Source organism: Pectobacterium quasiaquaticum, from assembly GCF_014946775.2.
Classification (GTDB): Bacteria; Pseudomonadota; Gammaproteobacteria; order Enterobacterales; family Enterobacteriaceae; genus Pectobacterium; species Pectobacterium aquaticum.
The window spans coordinates 3,940,697-3,957,713 of record NZ_CP065177.1 but is presented as its reverse complement, the minus strand read 5'-3'; the positions used below and the strand labels follow the sequence as shown (position 1 = coordinate 3,957,713).

Genomic DNA, 17,017 nt, shown 5'->3' with positions numbered 1-17,017 from the left:
CATGATGGAGAGGAAAGAAGACGCTGACTCTAGCGGGATTAAATTAATGCAACCTTAAGAGGTAGCCCGTTAAATTCAGGGACGCGAGTGTGGACATTTGCTAGACTGTGTCCCTTGTCAATACAAATAAAAGATACCCGTCATACTTCAAGCTGCTTGTGCGTTGGCCGCCTTTACTCACCCCAGTCACTTACCTGAGTAAGCTCCTGGGGATTTGCGCGGTTGCCGCCTTCACGCAACTCGAATTATTTAGGGGATAATGATGCTGAGGGTGGTGTCTGCCATGTCTAATTCGCTTGTATCTGGCGAATCTTATGAGCTTGATTTGCTGGATGAACGTCCTTTTAGTCAAACGGACTATGAGATCCTGAAATCGTATGAAGCGGTGGTTGATGGCTTGGCCATGTTAATTGGCGAGCATTGTGAGATTGTGTTGCACTCGCTTGAGGATCTTAAATGTTCCGCCGTGCGTATTGCGAATGGGGAACATACTGGCAGGAAGATTGGCTCGCCGATTACGGATCTTGCATTGCGCATGCTGCATGACATGGCAGGTGAAGATAGCAGCGTGTCGAAAGCCTATTTTACCCGCGCAAAAAGCGGCGTGTTGATGAAGTCAGTGACGATTGCCATTCGCAATCGCGATCAGCGCGTGATTGGGCTGCTGTGTATCAACATGAATTTGGATGTGCCTTTCTCCCAGATTGTGCAGACCTTTATTCCACCTGAAACGCATGATGCCGCCTCTTCCGTCAACTTTGCGTCATCCGTTGATGATCTGGTGGCACAAACGCTGGAATTTTCGATTGAGGAAGTCAATGCGGATCGCAACGTCTCCAATAATGCGAAAAATCGCCAAATCGTACTGAGCCTGTATGAGAAAGGCATCTTTGATATTAAAGACGCCATCAACCAGGTCGCCGAACGTCTCAATATCTCCAAACACACGGTCTACCTTTATATTCGTCAATTCAAAAGCGGCGACTTCAGCGGGCACGAACGTTAATGCTGAGTTACTGTTTGCTGGTGACTGGCCCAGCTTATGGCACACAGCAAGCGAGCAGCGCGTTGCAGTTTGCACAGGCGCTGTTGGCTGAAGGGCACAGACTGAAAAGCGTGTTCTTCTATCGCGAGGGCGTGCTAAATGCCAACCAGCTAACGTCACCCGCTAATGATGAGTTTGATCTTGTTCGCGCTTGGCAGCAGTTGGGCGAAATGCATCAGGTGGCGCTGAATGTCTGTGTCGCCGCGGCATTACGCAGAGGTGTGACCGACGCACAGCAAGCGACTCAGCTCAACCTTGCTGGCGCGAATCTGCAACCCGGTTTTGTTCTGAGCGGGTTAGGGGAGCTGGCGCAATCGGTGCTGACCTGCGATCGGGTTATTCAGTTTTAAGGTAGCGTTATGAAGCGAGTCGCATTTGTTTTTACGCATTCTCCACATGGGAGCGCTTCCGGACGGGAAGGGCTGGATGCACTATTGGCGATGTCAGCCCTGACGGAAGAGATTGGCGTATTTTTTGTTGGTGATGGCGTACTGCAACTGCTGCCGCATCAACAGCCGGAAAAGATTTTGATGCGTAATTACATCGCAACGTTTGGCGTGCTGCCGTTATACGATATCGAAACTTGTTATCTGTGCGAGACTTCTGCGCGCCAGCGCGGGTTGGGTATAGAGACAGACTGGGTTTTGGATGTCGAACTATTAGCGCCGCAAGCATGGCGCAGTAAGCTGGCCGATTATCATTCCATCCTTTCATTCTAGCGACGGGTTTCCCCTTTATGCTGCATACGCTCTCACGTTCTCCTTATCACGTTGACCTGGATGCACTCTTGCGCAGTTTGGATCAGGGTGATGCGTTGGTCTTATTGCAAGACGGTGTTATCGCTGCGCTGGCTGGTGGAGATATTATTCCGCGTCTTCTTGATTCAGCGGTTCTTCTCTACGCGCTCCAGCCTGATACCGCGGCAAGAGGAATGGCTGAACAAATTTCAAACAATGTGACACTCATTGACTATAATCAGTTTGTTCAACTGACAGTGGAGCACCCGCAGCAACTCGCGTGGTAACGCCGAATTTTTGTATATTTCTTGACTCCTTCCACTGCCAGCCCTAAAATTCTGCGTCCTCATACTTTGCCTTGCGCAAACATGAGGCGATTTATTACGTGTTTACGAAGCAAAACCCAGGAGCTTTTTGAATGGCAACGATTAACCAGCTGGTACGCAAACCACGCTCCCTGAAGGCTGCTAAAAGCAACGTTCCGGCGCTGGAAGCATGCCCGCAGAAACGTGGCGTATGTACCCGTGTATATACTACCACCCCTAAAAAACCGAACTCCGCACTGCGTAAAGTATGCCGTGTTCGTTTAACTAACGGTTTTGAAGTTACCTCCTATATCGGTGGTGAAGGTCATAACCTGCAGGAGCACTCCGTGATCCTGATCCGTGGCGGTCGTGTTAAAGACCTGCCAGGTGTGCGTTACCACACCGTTCGTGGCGCGCTGGACTGCTCAGGTGTTAAAGACCGTAAGCAATCCCGTTCCAAATACGGCGTGAAGAAGCCAAAGGCTTAATGGTTCTCCGTTAAGTAAGGCCAAACGTTTTAACTTAAATGTCAAACTAAACTCGTAGAGTTTTGGACAATCCTGAATTAACAACGGAGTATTTCCATGCCACGTCGTCGCGTCATTGGTCAACGTAAAATTCTGCCGGATCCTAAGTTCGGATCAGAACTGCTGGCCAAATTTGTAAACATCCTGATGGTAGATGGTAAAAAATCTACTGCAGAAGCAATCGTCTATACCGCGCTGGAGACCCTGGCTCAGCGTTCTGGTAAAGATCATCTGGAAGCTTTTGAAGTAGCTCTGGACAACGTTCGCCCGACTGTCGAAGTTAAGTCGCGCCGCGTTGGTGGTTCTACTTATCAGGTACCAGTAGAAGTCCGTCCGGTTCGTCGTAATGCGTTGGCAATGCGTTGGATCGTAGAAGCTGCTCGTAAACGCGGTGATAAATCTATGGCTCTGCGCCTGGCGAACGAACTTTCTGATGCAGCAGAAAACAAAGGTACTGCTGTTAAGAAACGTGAAGACGTTCACCGTATGGCCGAAGCTAACAAGGCGTTCGCTCACTACCGTTGGTAATCCCTTCGCTGTAGTCATGCTAACCAAGCGGGCGCTAAAAATAGCCAACCCGCTTGGGTTAACTAAATTGAACGCCCTAGTAAATAGAGGATACAAATGGCTCGTACAACACCCATCGCACGCTACCGTAATATCGGTATCAGTGCGCACATCGACGCCGGTAAAACCACTACTACCGAACGTATTCTGTTCTACACTGGTGTAAACCATAAAATCGGTGAAGTTCATGACGGCGCAGCTACCATGGACTGGATGGAGCAGGAGCAGGAGCGTGGTATTACTATCACCTCCGCAGCGACAACTGCATTCTGGTCTGGTATGGCTAAGCAGTATGAACCGCATCGCGTAAACATCATCGACACCCCAGGACACGTTGACTTCACTATCGAAGTAGAACGTTCCATGCGTGTACTGGATGGTGCGGTAATGGTTTACTGCGCAGTTGGTGGTGTTCAGCCGCAGTCTGAAACCGTATGGCGTCAGGCAAACAAATATAAAGTTCCACGCATTGCGTTCGTTAACAAAATGGACCGCATGGGTGCGAATTTCCTGAAAGTTGTTGGTCAGATCAAATCCCGTCTGGGCGCGAACCCTGTTCCGCTGCAGCTGGCAATTGGTGCTGAAGAAGGTTTCACCGGTGTTGTTGACCTGGTGAAAATGAAAGCCATCAACTGGAACGATGCCGATCAGGGCGTGACCTTCGAATACGAAGAGATCCCAGCTGATATGCAGGAACTGGCTGAAGAATGGCACCAAAACCTGATCGAATCCGCCGCAGAAGCTTCTGAAGAGCTGATGGAGAAATACCTGGGTGGTGAAGAACTGACTGAAGAAGAGATCAAAAAAGCTCTGCGTCAGCGCGTTCTGAACAACGAAATCATCCTGGTAACCTGTGGTTCTGCATTTAAGAACAAAGGTGTTCAGGCGATGCTGGATGCGGTAGTTGACTACCTGCCATCCCCAGTTGACGTACCTGCGATCAATGGTCTTTTGGATGACGGTAAAGACACGCCGGCTGAGCGTCATGCAAGTGATGAAGAGCCGTTTGCTGCACTGGCGTTCAAAATTGCTACCGACCCGTTTGTTGGTAACCTGACGTTCTTCCGCGTGTACTCTGGTGTGGTTAACTCCGGTGACACCGTACTGAACCCAGTTAAATCAGCACGTGAGCGTTTTGGTCGTATCGTTCAGATGCACGCTAACAAGCGTGAAGAGATCAAAGAAGTTCGTGCGGGCGATATCGCTGCTGCTATCGGTCTGAAAGATGTAACGACGGGTGACACATTGTGTGATCCAGATAACGTCATCATTTTGGAACGTATGGAATTCCCAGAGCCGGTAATCTCCATCGCGGTAGAACCGAAAACCAAAGCTGACCAAGAAAAAATGGGTCTGGCATTGGGCCGTCTGGCTAAAGAAGACCCGTCTTTCCGCGTATGGACTGACGAAGAATCTAACCAGACTATAATCGCTGGTATGGGTGAATTGCACCTCGATATCATCGTTGACCGTATGAAGCGTGAATTCAACGTTGAAGCGAACGTGGGTAAACCACAGGTCGCTTATCGTGAAGCGATTCGTGCGAAAGTTACCGATATCGAAGGTAAACACGCCAAGCAGTCTGGTGGTCGTGGTCAGTATGGTCATGTTGTTATCGACATGTACCCACTGGAGCCGGGCTCAAATCCGAAAGGTTACGAGTTCATCAACGACATCAAAGGTGGTGTAATTCCTGGTGAATACATCCCTGCTGTTGATAAAGGTATTCAGGAACAGCTGAAAGCGGGTCCTCTGGCTGGTTACCCAGTGGTTGATCTCGGCGTGCGTCTGCACTTCGGTTCTTTCCATGACGTTGACTCCTCTGAATTGGCGTTTAAACTGGCTGCTTCTATCGCCTTTAAAGACGGCTTTAAGAAAGCAAAACCTGTTCTGCTTGAGCCGATCATGAAGGTTGAAGTTGAAACGCCGGAAGAGAACACTGGTGATGTCATCGGTGACCTTAGCCGTCGTCGTGGTATGCTGCGTGGTCAGGAATCTAACGTTACTGGCGTTGTGATTCACGCTGAAGTTCCGTTGTCTGAAATGTTCGGATACGCAACTCAACTGCGTTCTCTGACCAAAGGCCGTGCTTCTTACTCCATGGAGTTCCTGAAGTACGATGATGCGCCTAACAACGTTGCTCAGGCCGTAATTGAAGCCCGTGGTAAATAAGCCTCAGGGTTAAAACAAAATCCCGTGCTCTCTCCATAGGGGGAGAGCATTTGAGTAAGGAATATCGCCGTGTCTAAAGAAAAATTTGAACGTACAAAACCGCACGTTAACGTCGGTACTATCGGCCACGTTGACCATGGTAAAACAACGCTGACCGCTGCAATCACTACCGTTCTGGCTAAAACCTACGGTGGTAACGCGCGTGCATTCGACCAGATCGATAACGCGCCAGAAGAAAAAGCACGTGGTATCACCATCAACACCTCTCACGTTGAATACGATACCCCATCTCGCCACTACGCGCACGTTGACTGCCCAGGACACGCCGACTATGTGAAAAACATGATCACCGGTGCTGCCCAGATGGACGGCGCGATCCTGGTTGTTGCTGCGACTGACGGCCCAATGCCTCAGACCCGTGAGCACATCCTGCTGGGTCGTCAGGTTGGCGTTCCTTTCATCATCGTGTTCCTGAACAAATGTGACATGGTTGATGACGAAGAGCTGCTGGAACTGGTTGAGATGGAAGTGCGTGAGCTGCTGTCTCAGTACGACTTCCCAGGCGACGATACCCCAGTGGTTCGTGGTTCAGCTCTGAAAGCGCTGGAAGGCGACGCTGAGTGGGAAGCAAAAATCATCGAACTGGCAGGCTACCTGGATTCTTATATCCCAGAACCAGAGCGTGCGATTGACAAGCCGTTCCTGCTGCCAATCGAAGACGTATTCTCCATCTCCGGTCGTGGTACTGTTGTTACCGGTCGTGTAGAGCGCGGTATCGTTAAAGTGGGTGAAGAAGTTGAAATCGTTGGTATCAAAGATACGGCGAAATCTACCTGTACTGGCGTAGAAATGTTCCGCAAACTGCTGGACGAAGGTCGTGCAGGCGAGAACGTTGGTGTTCTGCTGCGTGGTATCAAGCGTGAAGAAATCGAGCGTGGTCAGGTACTGGCTAAGCCGGGTTCAATCAAGCCGCACACTCAGTTCGAATCCGAAGTGTATATCCTGAGCAAAGATGAAGGCGGCCGTCATACTCCGTTCTTCAAAGGCTACCGTCCTCAGTTCTACTTCCGTACAACTGACGTGACGGGCACCATCGAACTGCCAGAAGGCGTAGAGATGGTAATGCCGGGCGACAACATCAAAATGGTTGTTACCCTGATCCACCCAATCGCGATGGATGACGGTTTGCGTTTCGCAATCCGTGAAGGCGGCCGTACAGTAGGCGCGGGCGTTGTTGCTAAAGTTATCGCTTAATCGCTGATAAACGCAATGCATGAAAAAGGCACTTCGGTGCCTTTTTTTACGGTTAATGATTCAATGTAAATTGAAATAAAAATAATTCTTATTTAGAATAACTCAGTTGGTTAAAAAATCGCTAGGAGCGGTTTCAAATACCGTCTGCAGTGTCCCGAAAGGTCGTGTGAAAGGCACTCGCGATAACAATGAGTCATTCTGGTATGTATGTTTGTTTGTGTAACGCAATTTCTGACAAAGTCATTCGTAATGCTGTTCGTCAGCACCAACCTCAATCTATGCAACAATTACGCAAGCTCGTTCCTATTGGGACCGATTGCGGTAAGTGTATTCGTCAGGCGCGTGTCATTTTTGAGGAAGAACAGGCTAAAATTCCTGATATGTATGAAGTAGCATAAAATGTAGGGTCGTTTCTTTGACTCTCTGCTTACCGGTTCTACACTTTAAGAACTGGAGCGGAGGAGCATGTCATGAAAGGCGATAAAAAAGTCATCACACACCTGAATAAGTTATTGGGCAACGAGCTGGTAGCCATTAACCAATATTTTCTTCATGCCCGAATGTTTAAAAACTGGGGCTTAACCCGTCTAAACGATCACGAATATCATGAGTCTATTGACGAAATGAAGCATGCTGATCGCTACATCGAACGAATCCTGTTTCTTGAAGGTATCCCGAATCTACAGGATTTGGGTAAGTTAAATATTGGCGAGGATGTCGAAGAGATTTTACGTTCTGACCTTCAACTTGAATTGGATGGCGCAAAGAATTTGCGTGAGGCAATTGCCTATGCTGATTCGGTGCATGACTACGTCAGTAGGGATTTAATGATAGAAATTCTTGCTGATGAAGAAGGGCACATCGACTGGCTGGAAACAGAATTAGATTTGATTTCACGTCTTGGTATACAAAACTATCTTCAAGCTCAGCTAAAAGCTGAGTAACATAGCAGGTGATGCTATGTTGTATTGTTATCCCCAATCCGGCTGGAGTCGCACATATCCTCCGGCCGGATTTAAAATCATTTCATCCCGCTTGTTGCTTCCCCTGCCAATTTGCGTATAATGCGCGAGCTTGCCGAAACTAGGTAAGCCTGATTCAATCCGAATCAGACGGTCAATATTCATTTATTGCCCAAAACAATACTCCCGATATGGGGGTTATGTGCTGACGATTACACTCCCCCATCAATCGAAATGGGTGCGAGGAGTAATCATTTACGTTTATAAATAATTGGAGCTCTGGTCTCATGCAGAACCAAAGAATCCGTATCCGCCTGAAAGCGTTTGATCATCGTCTGATTGATCAATCAACTGCGGAAATCGTCGAGACTGCTAAGCGCACTGGTGCGCAAGTACGTGGTCCGATCCCGCTGCCGACCCGCAAAGAGCGCTTTACCGTTCTGATTTCTCCGCACGTCAATAAAGATGCGCGCGATCAGTACGAAATTCGCACTCACAAGCGTCTGGTTGACATCGTTGAGCCAACCGAGAAAACCGTTGATGCTCTGATGCGTCTGGATCTGGCTGCTGGTGTAGACGTGCAGATCAGCCTGGGTTAATCAGGTCATTGAGCGATTGAGAGGTTGAAACAATGATTGGTTTAGTCGGTAAAAAAGTGGGCATGACCCGTATCTTCACTGAAGATGGCGTATCTATCCCCGTAACCGTTATCGAAATTGAAGCAAACCGCGTAACTCAGGTTAAAGACCTGGCTAACGACGGTTACCGCGCTGTGCAAGTAACTACTGGTGCTAAAAAAGCAAACCGTGTTACTAAGCCAGAAGCAGGTCACTTTGCTAAAGCTGGCGTAGAAGCTGGCCGTACTCTTCGTGAATTCCGTCTTTCTGAAGGCGAAGAGTTCACTGTAGGTCAGAGCATTAGTGTCGAAATTTTCGCAGACGTTAAAAAAGTAGACGTTACTGGTACATCTAAAGGTAAAGGTTTTGCTGGCACAGTTAAGCGCTGGAATTTCCGTACTCAGGATGCTACTCACGGTAACTCCTTGTCCCACCGCGTTCCAGGGTCTATCGGTCAGAACCAGACTCCGGGCAAAGTGTTCAAAGGCAAGAAAATGGCAGGCCAGCTGGGTAACGAGCGTGTAACCGTTCAGAGCCTGGACGTAGTGCGTGTTGACGCTGAGCGCAACCTGCTGCTGGTTAAAGGTGCTGTTCCGGGAGCTACCGGTAGCGACCTGATCGTTAAACCAGCTGTGAAGGCGTGAGGAGATAGCAATGGAATTAGTATTGAAAGACGCGCAAAGCGCGCTGACTGTTTCCGAAACTACCTTCGGTCGTGATTTCAACGAAGCGCTGGTACATCAGGTTGTTGTTGCTTATGCAGCAGGTGCCCGTCAAGGTACTCGTGCCCAGAAGACCCGTGCTGAAGTAACTGGTTCCGGTAAAAAACCGTGGCGTCAGAAAGGTACTGGCCGTGCGCGTTCTGGTTCTGTTAAGAGCCCGATCTGGCGTTCCGGTGGTGTGACCTTTGCTGCTAAGCCACAGGACCACAGTCAGAAAGTTAACAAAAAGATGTACCGCGGCGCGCTGAAAAGCATTTTGTCCGAATTGGTACGTCAAGATCGTCTGATCGTTGTCGAGACGTTCTCTGTAGAAGCACCGAAAACTAAGTTGCTGGCACAGAAACTGAAAGATATGGCACTGGAAGACGTGTTGATCATCACCGGTGAACTGGATGAGAATCTGTTCCTGGCCGCTCGTAACCTGTACAAGGTTGATGTGCGTGATGCAGCAGGTATCGACCCAGTTAGCTTGATCGCCTTCGACAAAGTCGTTATGACTGCTGATGCAGTTAAGCAAGTTGAGGAGATGCTGGCATGATCCGTGAAGAACGTCTGCTGAAAGTACTGCGCGCGCCGCACGTATCTGAAAAAGCATCTACCGCGATGGAAAAAACTAACACCATCGTTCTCAAAGTTGCTAAAGACGCGACTAAAGCAGAGATCGTTGCTGCTGTCGAGAAACTGTTCGAAGTAGAAGTTAAAGACGTAAACACCCTGGTAGTTAAGGGTAAGGTTAAGCGTCACGGACAGCGTATTGGTCGTCGTAGCGACTGGAAAAAAGCTTACGTCACCCTGAAAGAAGGCCAGAATCTGGACTTCATCGGCGGCGCTGAGTAAGTCGGAGGAGAAAGACAATGGCAGTTGTTAAATGTAAACCGACATCTCCGGGTCGTCGCCACGTTGTTAAAGTGGTTAACCCTGAGCTGCACAAGGGCAAGCCTTACGCCCCATTGCTGGAAAAGAACAGCAAATCCGGTGGCCGTAACAACAATGGCCGCATCACTACCCGTCACATCGGTGGTGGTCACAAACAGCAGTATCGTCTGGTTGACTTCAAACGCAATAAAGATGGTATTCCTGCGGTTGTTGAGCGTCTTGAGTATGATCCGAACCGTTCCGCGAATATCGCGCTGGTTCTGTACAAAGACGGCGAGCGTCGTTACATCTTGGCGCCGAAAGGCCTGAAAGCAGGCGACCAGATCCAATCTGGCGTTGATGCTGCGATTAAAGCGGGCAACACCTTGCCTATGCGTAACATTCCAGTCGGTTCAACGGTTCACAACGTAGAAATGAAACCAGGTAAAGGCGGCCAGTTGGCGCGCTCTGCTGGTACTTACGTTCAGATCGTTGCTCGTGACGGTGCTTACGTTACCCTGCGTCTGCGTTCTGGCGAAATGCGTAAAGTCGAATCCGACTGCCGCGCTACGCTGGGCGAAGTTGGCAACGCTGAGCATATGCTGCGCGTTCTGGGTAAAGCGGGTGCTGCACGCTGGCGTGGTGTTCGTCCTACCGTTCGCGGTACGGCAATGAACCCAGTCGACCACCCACACGGTGGTGGTGAAGGTCGTAACTTTGGTAAGCACCCAGTTAGTCCATGGGGCCTCCAGACCAAAGGTAAGAAGACCCGCAGCAACAAGCGTACTGATAAATTTATCGTACGTCGCCGTACTAAATAATCTTAGAGGATAAACCATGCCACGTTCTCTCAAGAAAGGTCCTTTTATTGACCTGCACTTGCTGAAGAAGGTAGAGAAAGCGGTGGAAAGCGGAGACAAGAAGCCTTTGCGCACTTGGTCCCGTCGTTCAACGATCTTTCCAAATATGATCGGTTTGACCATCGCTGTCCATAATGGTCGTCAGCACGTTCCGGTGTTTGTTTCCGATGAAATGGTCGGTCACAAACTGGGTGAATTCGCGCCGACTCGTACTTATCGCGGCCATGCGGCCGACAAAAAGGCCAAGAAGCGCTAAGGTAGGAGGAAGAGATGGAAACTATCGCTAAACATTGCCACGCTCGTTCTTCTGCTCAAAAGGTTCGCCTAGTGGCAGACCTGATTCGCGGTAAGAAAGTGTCGCAAGCTCTGGAAGTTCTGACCTACACCAACAAGAAAGCTGCTGGTCTGGTTAAAAAAGTGCTGGAGTCTGCTATTGCTAACGCAGAACACAACGATGGCGCTGACATTGATGATCTGAAAGTCGCGAAAATCTTCGTTGACGAAGGCCCAAGCATGAAGCGCATTATGCCGCGTGCTAAAGGTCGTGCGGATCGCATCCTGAAGCGTACCAGCCACATTACTGTGGTTGTGTCCGATCGCTGAGACTCTGGAGACTAGCAATGGGTCAGAAAGTACATCCTAATGGTATTCGCCTGGGTATTGTCAAACCTTGGAACTCTACCTGGTATGCGAATACCAAAGAATTCGCTGACAACCTGGACAGCGATTTTAAAGTTCGTAAATACCTGACGAAGGAACTGGAGAAGGCTTCCGTTTCTCGTATCGTTATCGAACGTCCGGCAAAAAGCATCCGTGTGACTATTCACACCGCTCGCCCGGGTATCGTGATCGGTAAAAAAGGTGAAGATGTTGAAAAACTGCGCAAAGTCGTAGCGGATATCGCTGGCGTGCCTGCACAGATCAATATCGCAGAAGTTCGTAAACCTGAACTGGACGCAAAATTGGTTGCTGACAGCATCACTTCTCAGCTGGAGCGTCGTGTGATGTTCCGTCGTGCTATGAAGCGTGCGGTACAGAACGCCATGCGTCTGGGCGCTAAAGGTATTAAAGTTGAAGTAAGTGGCCGTCTGGGCGGCGCTGAAATCGCGCGTACCGAATGGTACCGTGAAGGTCGTGTTCCATTGCATACACTGCGTGCGGATATCGACTACAACACCTCCGAAGCGCACACCACTTATGGTGTTATCGGTGTGAAAGTGTGGATCTTCAAAGGTGAGATCCTGGGTGGTATGGCTGCCGTTGAACAACCGGAAAAACCGGCTGCTCAACCTAAAAAGCAGCAGCGTAAAGGCCGCAAGTAAGGAGAGTCGCTGATGTTACAACCAAAGCGTACAAAATTCCGTAAGGTGCACAAGGGCCGCAACCGTGGTCTGGCGCAGGGTACGGATGTTAGCTTCGGCACTTTCGGTCTGAAAGCTGTTGGCCGCGGTCGCCTGACTGCTCGTCAAATCGAAGCTGCACGTCGTGCCATGACTCGTGCTGTTAAGCGTCAAGGTAAGATCTGGATCCGTGTATTCCCGGACAAACCGATCACCGAGAAACCGCTTGAAGTTCGTATGGGTAAAGGTAAAGGTAACGTGGAATATTGGGTTGCCTTGATTCAGCCAGGTAAAGTCCTGTACGAAATGGACGGTGTGCCGGAAGAGTTAGCCCGTGAGGCATTCCAACTGGCAGCAGCGAAACTGCCTATCAAAACCACCTTTGTAACTAAGACGGTGATGTAATGAAAGCAAATGAGCTGCGTGAAAAAAGCGTCGAAGAGCTGAACACTGAACTGCTCGGCCTGCTGCGCGAGCAATTTAACCTGCGTATGCAGGCTGCCAGTGGTCAGTTGCAACAGACTCACCTGGTAAAACAAGTGCGTCACAATATTGCACGTGTTAAGACTTTACTGACTGAGAAGGCGGGTGCGTAATGACCGATAAAATCCGTACTCTGCAAGGTCGTGTTGTAAGCGACAAAATGGAGAAATCCATGGTTGTTGCTATCGAACGTTTTGTGAAACACCCGCTTTACGGTAAATTCATTAAGCGTACGACTAAGCTGCACGTACATGACGAGAACAATGAATGCGGTATCGGTGACGTGGTTGAAATCCGCGAATGCCGTCCGCTGTCCAAAAATAAGTCTTGGACACTTGTTCGCGTTGTAGAGAAAGCAATTCTGTAATAAAGTAGCGCTCTTCTCTTATGATAAACGGCTCTGCAAAGGGCCGTTTATTTTTTCTACCCATACCAAGGAAGCGGTGTTATAATGCTGCGCCCTCAATTATGGGGTATTTAATGGCCCGAAAGGGTCCTAGAGTAGTAGTTGACAAGCGGAGCACTAAAATGATCCAAGAACAGACTATGCTGAATGTGGCCGATAATTCCGGTGCACGTCGCGTAATGTGTATCAAGGTTCTAGGTGGCTCGCACCGTCGCTACGCAGGCGTCGGCGATATCATCAAAATTACCATCAAGGAAGCAATTCCTCGCGGTAAGGTGAAGAAAGGCGATGTTCTGAAGGCGGTAGTGGTGCGCACCAAGAAGGGTGTTCGTCGCCCGGACGGTTCTGTCATTCGCTTCGATGGTAATGCTTGCGTTATTTTAAACAATAACAGCGAACAGCCTATCGGTACGCGTATTTTTGGGCCGGTAACTCGTGAACTGCGTAATGAGAAGTTCATGAAAATTATCTCTCTGGCACCAGAAGTACTTTAAGGAGCGAATCATGGCAGCGAAAATCCGTCGTGATGACGAAGTTATTGTGCTAACCGGTAAAGATAAAGGTAAGCGCGGTAAAGTAAAAAATGTCCTGTCTGCTAGTAAGGTCATTGTTGAAGGTATTAACCTGGTTAAAAAACATCAGAAGCCGGTTCCGGCCCTGAATCAACCAGGTGGCATCGTTGAAAAAGAAGCTGCAATTCAAGTTTCTAACCTTGCAATCTTCAATGCGGCAACTGGTAAGGCTGACCGTGTAGGCTTTAGATTCGAAGACGGAAAAAAAGTCCGTTTCTTTAAATCTAATAGCGAAACTATCAAGTAATTTGGAGTAGTACGATGGCGAAACTGCATGATTACTACAAAGACGAAGTAGTTAAAAAACTCATGACCGAGTTTAGCTACAATTCTGTCATGCAAGTCCCTCGGGTCGAGAAGATCACCCTGAATATGGGTGTTGGTGAAGCGATCGCTGACAAGAAACTGCTGGATAACGCAGCAGCCGATCTGGCAGCAATCTCCGGTCAAAAACCGTTGATCACCAAAGCACGCAAATCTGTTGCAGGCTTCAAAATCCGTCAGGGCTATCCGATCGGCTGTAAAGTAACTCTGCGTGGCGAACGCATGTGGGAGTTCCTTGAGCGTCTGATTTCCATTGCTGTACCGCGTATTCGTGACTTCCGTGGCTTGTCCGCTAAGTCATTCGATGGTCGTGGTAACTACAGCATGGGTGTGCGTGAGCAGATCATCTTCCCGGAAATCGACTACGATAAAGTCGATCGCGTTCGTGGTTTGGACATTACCATTACCACTACTGCGAAATCCGATGATGAAGGCCGTGCGCTGTTGGCCGCCTTTAACTTCCCATTCCGCAAGTAAGGTAGGGTTACTAATGGCTAAGCAATCCATGAAAGCACGCGAAGTTGTTCGTGTGAAACTGGCTGAAAAATACCGCGCTAAACGCGAGGAATTGAAAGCTATCATCTCTGGTGTGAACTCATCCGACGAAGATCGTTGGGATGCAGTTCTTAAGCTGCAGACTCTGCCGCGTGATTCCAGCCCGTCTCGTCAGCGTAACCGCTGTCGCCAAACTGGTCGTCCGCACGCTTTCCTGCGGAAGTTCGGGTTGAGCCGTATCAAGGTCCGTGAAGCCGCTATGCGCGGTGAAATTCCGGGTCTGAAAAAGGCTAGCTGGTAATTGTCACCAATTGAATCACGGGAGTAAAGACAGATGAGCATGCAAGATCCGATCGCGGATATGCTGACCCGTATCCGTAACGGTCAAGCCGCGAACAAAGTTGCGGTCACCATGCCTTCCTCCAAGCTGAAAGTGGCAATTGCCAACGTGCTGAAGGAAGAAGGTTACATTGAAGATTTCAAAATCGAAGGCGACACCAAGCCAGTACTGGAATTAGAACTTAAATATTTCCAGGGCAAGGCAGTCGTAGAAAGCATTCAGCGAGTAAGCCGCCCAGGCCTGCGCATCTATAAAAGAAAAGATGAGCTGCCAAAAGTTATGGCCGGTTTGGGTATCGCTGTTGTTTCTACCTCTAAAGGTGTTATGACTGATCGTGCAGCTCGCCAGGCTGGTCTTGGTGGCGAGATTATCTGCTACGTAGCTTAATCGGGAGGAAAAATGTCTCGTGTTGCAAAAGCACCCGTCGTCATTCCTGCCGGCGTAGAGGTAAAACTCAACGGTCAGGATGTTTCGATTAAGGGTAAAAACGGCGAGCTGAGTCGTAAGATCCACGATGCTGTTGAAGTGAAACAAGCTGACAACGCTCTGACTTTCGCTCCACGCGAAGGTTTCGTTGACGGATGGGCCCAAGCGGGTACCACTCGCGCTCTGTTGAACGCAATGGTTATCGGTGTTACCGAAGGCTTCACTAAGAAGCTGCAACTGGTTGGTGTTGGGTACCGTGCTGCTGTTAAAGGCAACGTGGTTAACCTGTCTCTCGGGTTTTCTCACCCAGTAGAGCATGCACTGCCGGCAGGTATTACTGCAGAATGCCCAAGCCAAACTGAAATCGTACTGAAAGGTGCTGATAAGCAGGTTATTGGTCAGGTTGCTGCGGAATTACGCGCCTACCGTCGTCCTGAGCCTTATAAAGGCAAGGGTGTCCGTTACGCCGACGAAGTCGTGCGTACCAAAGAGGCTAAGAAGAAGTAAGGTAACACTATGGATAAGAAAGCAGCTCGTATCCGTCGTGCGACCCGCGCACGCCGCAAGCTCCAGGAACTGGGTGCGACGCGTCTGGTGGTACATCGTACTCCACGCCATATTTATGCGCAGGTCATTGCACCGAACGGTTCTGAAGTCCTGGTAGCCGCTTCTACTGTAGAAAAAGCTATCGCTGAACAACTGAAGTCTACCGGTAATAAAGACGCAGCAAGTGCAATAGGTAAAGCTATTGCAGAACGCGCGTTAGAAAAAGGCATCAAAGATGTCTCTTTCGACCGTTCCGGTTTCCAATATCATGGTCGAGTCCAAGCACTGGCAGATGCTGCCCGTGAAGCTGGCCTTCAGTTCTAAGGTAGAGGTGTAAGATGGCTCACATCGAGAAACAAGCTGGCGAACTGCAGGAAAAGCTGATCGCGGTAAATCGCGTATCTAAAACCGTTAAAGGTGGTCGTATTTTCAGCTTCACCGCACTGACTGTAGTGGGTGATGGCAACGGCCGCGTTGGTTTTGGTTACGGTAAAGCTCGCGAAGTTCCAGCAGCGATCCAGAAAGCGATGGAAAAAGCCCGTCGCAATATGATGAATGTCGCGCTGAACAACGGCACCCTGCAGCACCCAGTTAAAGGTGCTCACACGGGTTCTCGTGTGTTCATGCAGCCAGCTTCCGAAGGTACCGGTATTATTGCCGGTGGTGCAATGCGCGCCGTTTTGGAAGTTGCAGGGGTTCACAACGTATTGGCTAAAGCCTATGGTTCCACTAACCCGATTAACGTGGTTCGTGCAACGATTGATGGTTTGGCCAATATGAAGTCCCCAGAAATGGTCGCTGCCAAGCGTGGTAAATCCGTTGAAGAAATTCTGGGGTAATGACCGTGGCAAAGACTATTAAAATTACTCAAACCCGTAGTGCAATCGGTCGTCTGCCGAAACATAAGGCGACACTGCTTGGCCTGGGTCTGCGTCGTATTGGTCATACAGTTGAACGTGAGGATACTCCTGCGGTTCGCGGTATGGTCAACGCGGTTTCCTACATGGTTAAAGTAGAGGAGTAACAGATGCGTTTAAATACTCTGTCTCCGGCCGAAGGTGCTAAACACGCACCGAAGCGTTTAGGTCGTGGTATTGGTTCTGGCCTGGGCAAAACCAGTGGTCGTGGTCACAAAGGTCAGAACTCTCGTTCTGGCGGTGGCGTGCGTCGTGGTTTTGAAGGTGGTCAGATGCCTTTATATCGTCGTCTGCCGAAATTCGGTTTTACTTCTCGCAAAGCGATGATCACGGCAGAAGTTCGTCTGTCTGATTTAGCTAAAGTAGAAGGCGACGTGGTTGACCTGAATACGCTGAAAGCCGCTAATGTTATTGGCATTCAGATTGAGTTCGCGAAAGTGATTCTGTCTGGTGAAGTTGCTCGTCCGGTAACGATTCGTGGTCTGCGTGTCACTAAAGGTGCTCGTGCTGCTATCGAAACTGCTGGCGGTAAAATTGAGGAATAA

At 49.4% G+C, this 17,017-nt stretch carries 31 protein-coding genes; all 31 read left to right on the top strand.

The annotated features are described in order from the left end of the window. Positions 1 to 283: 283 nt before the first annotated feature. The 31 genes from IG609_RS18130 (at position 284) to rplO (ending at position 17,017) form a co-directional block, all read left to right on the top strand. A complete protein-coding gene (locus tag IG609_RS18130; protein ID WP_010296984.1) occupies positions 284 to 1,006 on the top strand; it encodes a helix-turn-helix transcriptional regulator in 723 nt (240 codons plus the stop codon). Beyond that, entirely contained in the window at positions 1,006 to 1,395 is a 390-nt protein-coding gene (gene tusD / locus IG609_RS18125) for a sulfurtransferase complex subunit TusD (protein WP_102116832.1), read from the top strand. Before IG609_RS18130 ends, tusD begins: the two co-directional genes overlap by 1 nt. A gap of 9 nt (positions 1,396 to 1,404) precedes the next feature. Next, the gene (tusC, locus tag IG609_RS18120; RefSeq protein WP_193398016.1) at positions 1,405 to 1,764 is read left to right on the top strand and encodes a sulfurtransferase complex subunit TusC; all 360 of its coding nucleotides are present in this window, start codon (positions 1,405 to 1,407) and stop codon (positions 1,762 to 1,764) included. 17 nt (positions 1,765 to 1,781) lie between these two features. Then, complete coding sequence (gene tusB, locus IG609_RS18115; RefSeq protein WP_193398015.1) at positions 1,782 to 2,069, top strand: sulfurtransferase complex subunit TusB; 288 nt, start codon at positions 1,782 to 1,784, stop codon at positions 2,067 to 2,069. A gap of 131 nt (positions 2,070 to 2,200) precedes the next feature. Beyond that, on the top strand, positions 2,201 to 2,575 hold the full coding sequence (gene rpsL / locus IG609_RS18110) for a 30S ribosomal protein S12 (protein ID WP_005969567.1): 375 nt from the start codon (positions 2,201 to 2,203) through the stop codon (positions 2,573 to 2,575). A 96-nt stretch (positions 2,576 to 2,671) separates the two neighbouring features. Beyond that, a complete protein-coding gene (gene rpsG / locus IG609_RS18105; RefSeq protein WP_009111198.1) occupies positions 2,672 to 3,142 on the top strand; it encodes a 30S ribosomal protein S7 in 471 nt (156 codons plus the stop codon). Between the two features lie 96 nt (positions 3,143 to 3,238). Next, positions 3,239 to 5,353, top strand: coding sequence for an elongation factor G (gene fusA, locus IG609_RS18100; protein WP_039281905.1), 2,115 nt, complete (start codon positions 3,239 to 3,241; stop codon positions 5,351 to 5,353). A gap of 69 nt (positions 5,354 to 5,422) precedes the next feature. Then, positions 5,423 to 6,607 carry an elongation factor Tu gene (gene tuf, locus IG609_RS18095; protein WP_102116828.1) on the top strand — a complete coding sequence of 395 codons (1,185 nt, stop codon included), beginning with the start codon at positions 5,423 to 5,425 and terminating at the stop codon, positions 6,605 to 6,607. Between the two features lie 203 nt (positions 6,608 to 6,810). Next, positions 6,811 to 7,005: a bacterioferritin-associated ferredoxin gene (bfd, locus tag IG609_RS18090; protein ID WP_005970281.1), complete on the top strand. Its 195-nt coding sequence runs from the start codon at positions 6,811 to 6,813 to the stop codon at positions 7,003 to 7,005. 72 nt (positions 7,006 to 7,077) lie between these two features. Beyond that, the gene (gene bfr, locus IG609_RS18085; RefSeq protein ID WP_010286186.1) at positions 7,078 to 7,551 is read left to right on the top strand and encodes a bacterioferritin; all 474 of its coding nucleotides are present in this window, start codon (positions 7,078 to 7,080) and stop codon (positions 7,549 to 7,551) included. A gap of 305 nt (positions 7,552 to 7,856) precedes the next feature. Next, positions 7,857 to 8,168, top strand: a complete 312-nt coding sequence (rpsJ, locus tag IG609_RS18080; RefSeq protein ID WP_001181005.1) for a 30S ribosomal protein S10 — start codon at positions 7,857 to 7,859, stop codon at positions 8,166 to 8,168. Between the two features lie 32 nt (positions 8,169 to 8,200). After that, on the top strand, positions 8,201 to 8,830 hold the full coding sequence (gene rplC / locus IG609_RS18075) for a 50S ribosomal protein L3 (RefSeq protein WP_010304941.1): 630 nt from the start codon (positions 8,201 to 8,203) through the stop codon (positions 8,828 to 8,830). A gap of 10 nt (positions 8,831 to 8,840) precedes the next feature. Further along, entirely contained in the window at positions 8,841 to 9,446 is a 606-nt protein-coding gene (gene rplD / locus IG609_RS18070; protein ID WP_010304939.1) for a 50S ribosomal protein L4, read from the top strand. Then, a complete protein-coding gene (gene rplW / locus IG609_RS18065; RefSeq protein ID WP_005970277.1) occupies positions 9,443 to 9,745 on the top strand; it encodes a 50S ribosomal protein L23 in 303 nt (100 codons plus the stop codon). The genes rplD and rplW overlap by 4 nt, the downstream gene beginning before the upstream one ends. Before the next feature lie 17 nt (positions 9,746 to 9,762). After that, on the top strand, positions 9,763 to 10,584 hold the full coding sequence (gene rplB, locus IG609_RS18060; RefSeq protein WP_102119299.1) for a 50S ribosomal protein L2: 822 nt from the start codon (positions 9,763 to 9,765) through the stop codon (positions 10,582 to 10,584). Positions 10,585 to 10,600: 16 nt separating this feature from the next. After that, on the top strand, positions 10,601 to 10,879 hold the full coding sequence (gene rpsS / locus IG609_RS18055) for a 30S ribosomal protein S19 (protein ID WP_004929772.1): 279 nt from the start codon (positions 10,601 to 10,603) through the stop codon (positions 10,877 to 10,879). 14 nt (positions 10,880 to 10,893) lie between these two features. Next, the gene (gene rplV, locus IG609_RS18050; protein ID WP_005970275.1) at positions 10,894 to 11,226 is read left to right on the top strand and encodes a 50S ribosomal protein L22; all 333 of its coding nucleotides are present in this window, start codon (positions 10,894 to 10,896) and stop codon (positions 11,224 to 11,226) included. A gap of 17 nt (positions 11,227 to 11,243) precedes the next feature. Continuing rightward, positions 11,244 to 11,945: a 30S ribosomal protein S3 gene (gene rpsC, locus IG609_RS18045; RefSeq protein ID WP_005970274.1), complete on the top strand. Its 702-nt coding sequence runs from the start codon at positions 11,244 to 11,246 to the stop codon at positions 11,943 to 11,945. A gap of 12 nt (positions 11,946 to 11,957) precedes the next feature. Further along, positions 11,958 to 12,368 carry a 50S ribosomal protein L16 gene (rplP, locus tag IG609_RS18040; RefSeq protein ID WP_005970273.1) on the top strand — a complete coding sequence of 137 codons (411 nt, stop codon included), beginning with the start codon at positions 11,958 to 11,960 and terminating at the stop codon, positions 12,366 to 12,368. After that, positions 12,368 to 12,559, top strand: coding sequence for a 50S ribosomal protein L29 (gene rpmC, locus IG609_RS18035; RefSeq protein ID WP_005970272.1), 192 nt, complete (start codon positions 12,368 to 12,370; stop codon positions 12,557 to 12,559). Before rplP ends, rpmC begins: the two co-directional genes overlap by 1 nt. Next, positions 12,559 to 12,813, top strand: coding sequence for a 30S ribosomal protein S17 (gene rpsQ / locus IG609_RS18030; protein WP_010286161.1), 255 nt, complete (start codon positions 12,559 to 12,561; stop codon positions 12,811 to 12,813). The genes rpmC and rpsQ overlap by 1 nt, the downstream gene beginning before the upstream one ends. 161 nt (positions 12,814 to 12,974) lie before the next feature. Next, complete coding sequence (gene rplN, locus IG609_RS18025) at positions 12,975 to 13,346, top strand: 50S ribosomal protein L14 (protein WP_000613954.1); 372 nt, start codon at positions 12,975 to 12,977, stop codon at positions 13,344 to 13,346. A gap of 10 nt (positions 13,347 to 13,356) precedes the next feature. Next, positions 13,357 to 13,671, top strand: a complete 315-nt coding sequence (gene rplX, locus IG609_RS18020; RefSeq protein WP_005970267.1) for a 50S ribosomal protein L24 — start codon at positions 13,357 to 13,359, stop codon at positions 13,669 to 13,671. Between the two features lie 14 nt (positions 13,672 to 13,685). Then, positions 13,686 to 14,225, top strand: a complete 540-nt coding sequence (gene rplE, locus IG609_RS18015; protein ID WP_039487909.1) for a 50S ribosomal protein L5 — start codon at positions 13,686 to 13,688, stop codon at positions 14,223 to 14,225. A gap of 13 nt (positions 14,226 to 14,238) precedes the next feature. After that, positions 14,239 to 14,544 (top strand): 30S ribosomal protein S14, encoded by a 306-nt coding sequence (rpsN, locus tag IG609_RS18010; RefSeq protein ID WP_010286114.1) that lies wholly within the window; start codon positions 14,239 to 14,241, stop codon positions 14,542 to 14,544. 33 nt (positions 14,545 to 14,577) lie between these two features. Next, positions 14,578 to 14,970, top strand: coding sequence for a 30S ribosomal protein S8 (gene rpsH, locus IG609_RS18005; protein ID WP_005970261.1), 393 nt, complete (start codon positions 14,578 to 14,580; stop codon positions 14,968 to 14,970). A 12-nt stretch (positions 14,971 to 14,982) separates the two neighbouring features. Continuing rightward, entirely contained in the window at positions 14,983 to 15,516 is a 534-nt protein-coding gene (rplF, locus tag IG609_RS18000) for a 50S ribosomal protein L6 (RefSeq protein WP_005970259.1), read from the top strand. Between the two features lie 9 nt (positions 15,517 to 15,525). Further along, entirely contained in the window at positions 15,526 to 15,879 is a 354-nt protein-coding gene (rplR, locus tag IG609_RS17995; protein WP_010286111.1) for a 50S ribosomal protein L18, read from the top strand. Between the two features lie 14 nt (positions 15,880 to 15,893). Continuing rightward, entirely contained in the window at positions 15,894 to 16,394 is a 501-nt protein-coding gene (gene rpsE / locus IG609_RS17990; protein ID WP_005970257.1) for a 30S ribosomal protein S5, read from the top strand. Between the two features lie 5 nt (positions 16,395 to 16,399). After that, complete coding sequence (rpmD, locus tag IG609_RS17985) at positions 16,400 to 16,579, top strand: 50S ribosomal protein L30 (protein WP_004846568.1); 180 nt, start codon at positions 16,400 to 16,402, stop codon at positions 16,577 to 16,579. A gap of 3 nt (positions 16,580 to 16,582) precedes the next feature. Further along, entirely contained in the window at positions 16,583 to 17,017 is a 435-nt protein-coding gene (gene rplO, locus IG609_RS17980) for a 50S ribosomal protein L15 (protein WP_010286086.1), read from the top strand.

Excerpts from the sequence above, each read along its gene's own strand:
- IG609_RS18130 (WP_010296984.1), top strand. The coding sequence starts at position 284 with ATGTCTAATTCGCTTGTATCTGGCGAATCTTATGAGCTTGATTTGCTG.
- tusD (WP_102116832.1), top strand. The coding sequence starts at position 1,006 with ATGCTGAGTTACTGTTTGCTGGTGACTGGCCCAGCTTATGGCACACAG.
- tusC (WP_193398016.1), top strand. The coding sequence starts at position 1,405 with ATGAAGCGAGTCGCATTTGTTTTTACGCATTCTCCACATGGGAGCGCT.
- tusB (WP_193398015.1), top strand. The coding sequence starts at position 1,782 with ATGCTGCATACGCTCTCACGTTCTCCTTATCACGTTGACCTGGATGCA.
- rpsL (WP_005969567.1), top strand. The coding sequence starts at position 2,201 with ATGGCAACGATTAACCAGCTGGTACGCAAACCACGCTCCCTGAAGGCT.
- rpsG (WP_009111198.1), top strand. The coding sequence starts at position 2,672 with ATGCCACGTCGTCGCGTCATTGGTCAACGTAAAATTCTGCCGGATCCT.
- fusA (WP_039281905.1), top strand. The coding sequence starts at position 3,239 with ATGGCTCGTACAACACCCATCGCACGCTACCGTAATATCGGTATCAGT.
- bfd (WP_005970281.1), top strand. The coding sequence starts at position 6,811 with ATGTATGTTTGTTTGTGTAACGCAATTTCTGACAAAGTCATTCGTAAT.
- bfr (WP_010286186.1), top strand. The coding sequence starts at position 7,078 with ATGAAAGGCGATAAAAAAGTCATCACACACCTGAATAAGTTATTGGGC.
- rpsJ (WP_001181005.1), top strand. The coding sequence starts at position 7,857 with ATGCAGAACCAAAGAATCCGTATCCGCCTGAAAGCGTTTGATCATCGT.
- rplC (WP_010304941.1), top strand. The coding sequence starts at position 8,201 with ATGATTGGTTTAGTCGGTAAAAAAGTGGGCATGACCCGTATCTTCACT.
- rplD (WP_010304939.1), top strand. The coding sequence starts at position 8,841 with ATGGAATTAGTATTGAAAGACGCGCAAAGCGCGCTGACTGTTTCCGAA.
- rplW (WP_005970277.1), top strand. The coding sequence starts at position 9,443 with ATGATCCGTGAAGAACGTCTGCTGAAAGTACTGCGCGCGCCGCACGTA.
- rplB (WP_102119299.1), top strand. The coding sequence starts at position 9,763 with ATGGCAGTTGTTAAATGTAAACCGACATCTCCGGGTCGTCGCCACGTT.
- rpsS (WP_004929772.1), top strand. The coding sequence starts at position 10,601 with ATGCCACGTTCTCTCAAGAAAGGTCCTTTTATTGACCTGCACTTGCTG.
- rplV (WP_005970275.1), top strand. The coding sequence starts at position 10,894 with ATGGAAACTATCGCTAAACATTGCCACGCTCGTTCTTCTGCTCAAAAG.
- rpsC (WP_005970274.1), top strand. The coding sequence starts at position 11,244 with ATGGGTCAGAAAGTACATCCTAATGGTATTCGCCTGGGTATTGTCAAA.
- rplP (WP_005970273.1), top strand. The coding sequence starts at position 11,958 with ATGTTACAACCAAAGCGTACAAAATTCCGTAAGGTGCACAAGGGCCGC.
- rpmC (WP_005970272.1), top strand. The coding sequence starts at position 12,368 with ATGAAAGCAAATGAGCTGCGTGAAAAAAGCGTCGAAGAGCTGAACACT.
- rpsQ (WP_010286161.1), top strand. The coding sequence starts at position 12,559 with ATGACCGATAAAATCCGTACTCTGCAAGGTCGTGTTGTAAGCGACAAA.
- rplN (WP_000613954.1), top strand. The coding sequence starts at position 12,975 with ATGATCCAAGAACAGACTATGCTGAATGTGGCCGATAATTCCGGTGCA.
- rplX (WP_005970267.1), top strand. The coding sequence starts at position 13,357 with ATGGCAGCGAAAATCCGTCGTGATGACGAAGTTATTGTGCTAACCGGT.
- rplE (WP_039487909.1), top strand. The coding sequence starts at position 13,686 with ATGGCGAAACTGCATGATTACTACAAAGACGAAGTAGTTAAAAAACTC.
- rpsN (WP_010286114.1), top strand. The coding sequence starts at position 14,239 with ATGGCTAAGCAATCCATGAAAGCACGCGAAGTTGTTCGTGTGAAACTG.
- rpsH (WP_005970261.1), top strand. The coding sequence starts at position 14,578 with ATGAGCATGCAAGATCCGATCGCGGATATGCTGACCCGTATCCGTAAC.
- rplF (WP_005970259.1), top strand. The coding sequence starts at position 14,983 with ATGTCTCGTGTTGCAAAAGCACCCGTCGTCATTCCTGCCGGCGTAGAG.
- rplR (WP_010286111.1), top strand. The coding sequence starts at position 15,526 with ATGGATAAGAAAGCAGCTCGTATCCGTCGTGCGACCCGCGCACGCCGC.
- rpsE (WP_005970257.1), top strand. The coding sequence starts at position 15,894 with ATGGCTCACATCGAGAAACAAGCTGGCGAACTGCAGGAAAAGCTGATC.
- rplO (WP_010286086.1), top strand. The coding sequence starts at position 16,583 with ATGCGTTTAAATACTCTGTCTCCGGCCGAAGGTGCTAAACACGCACCG.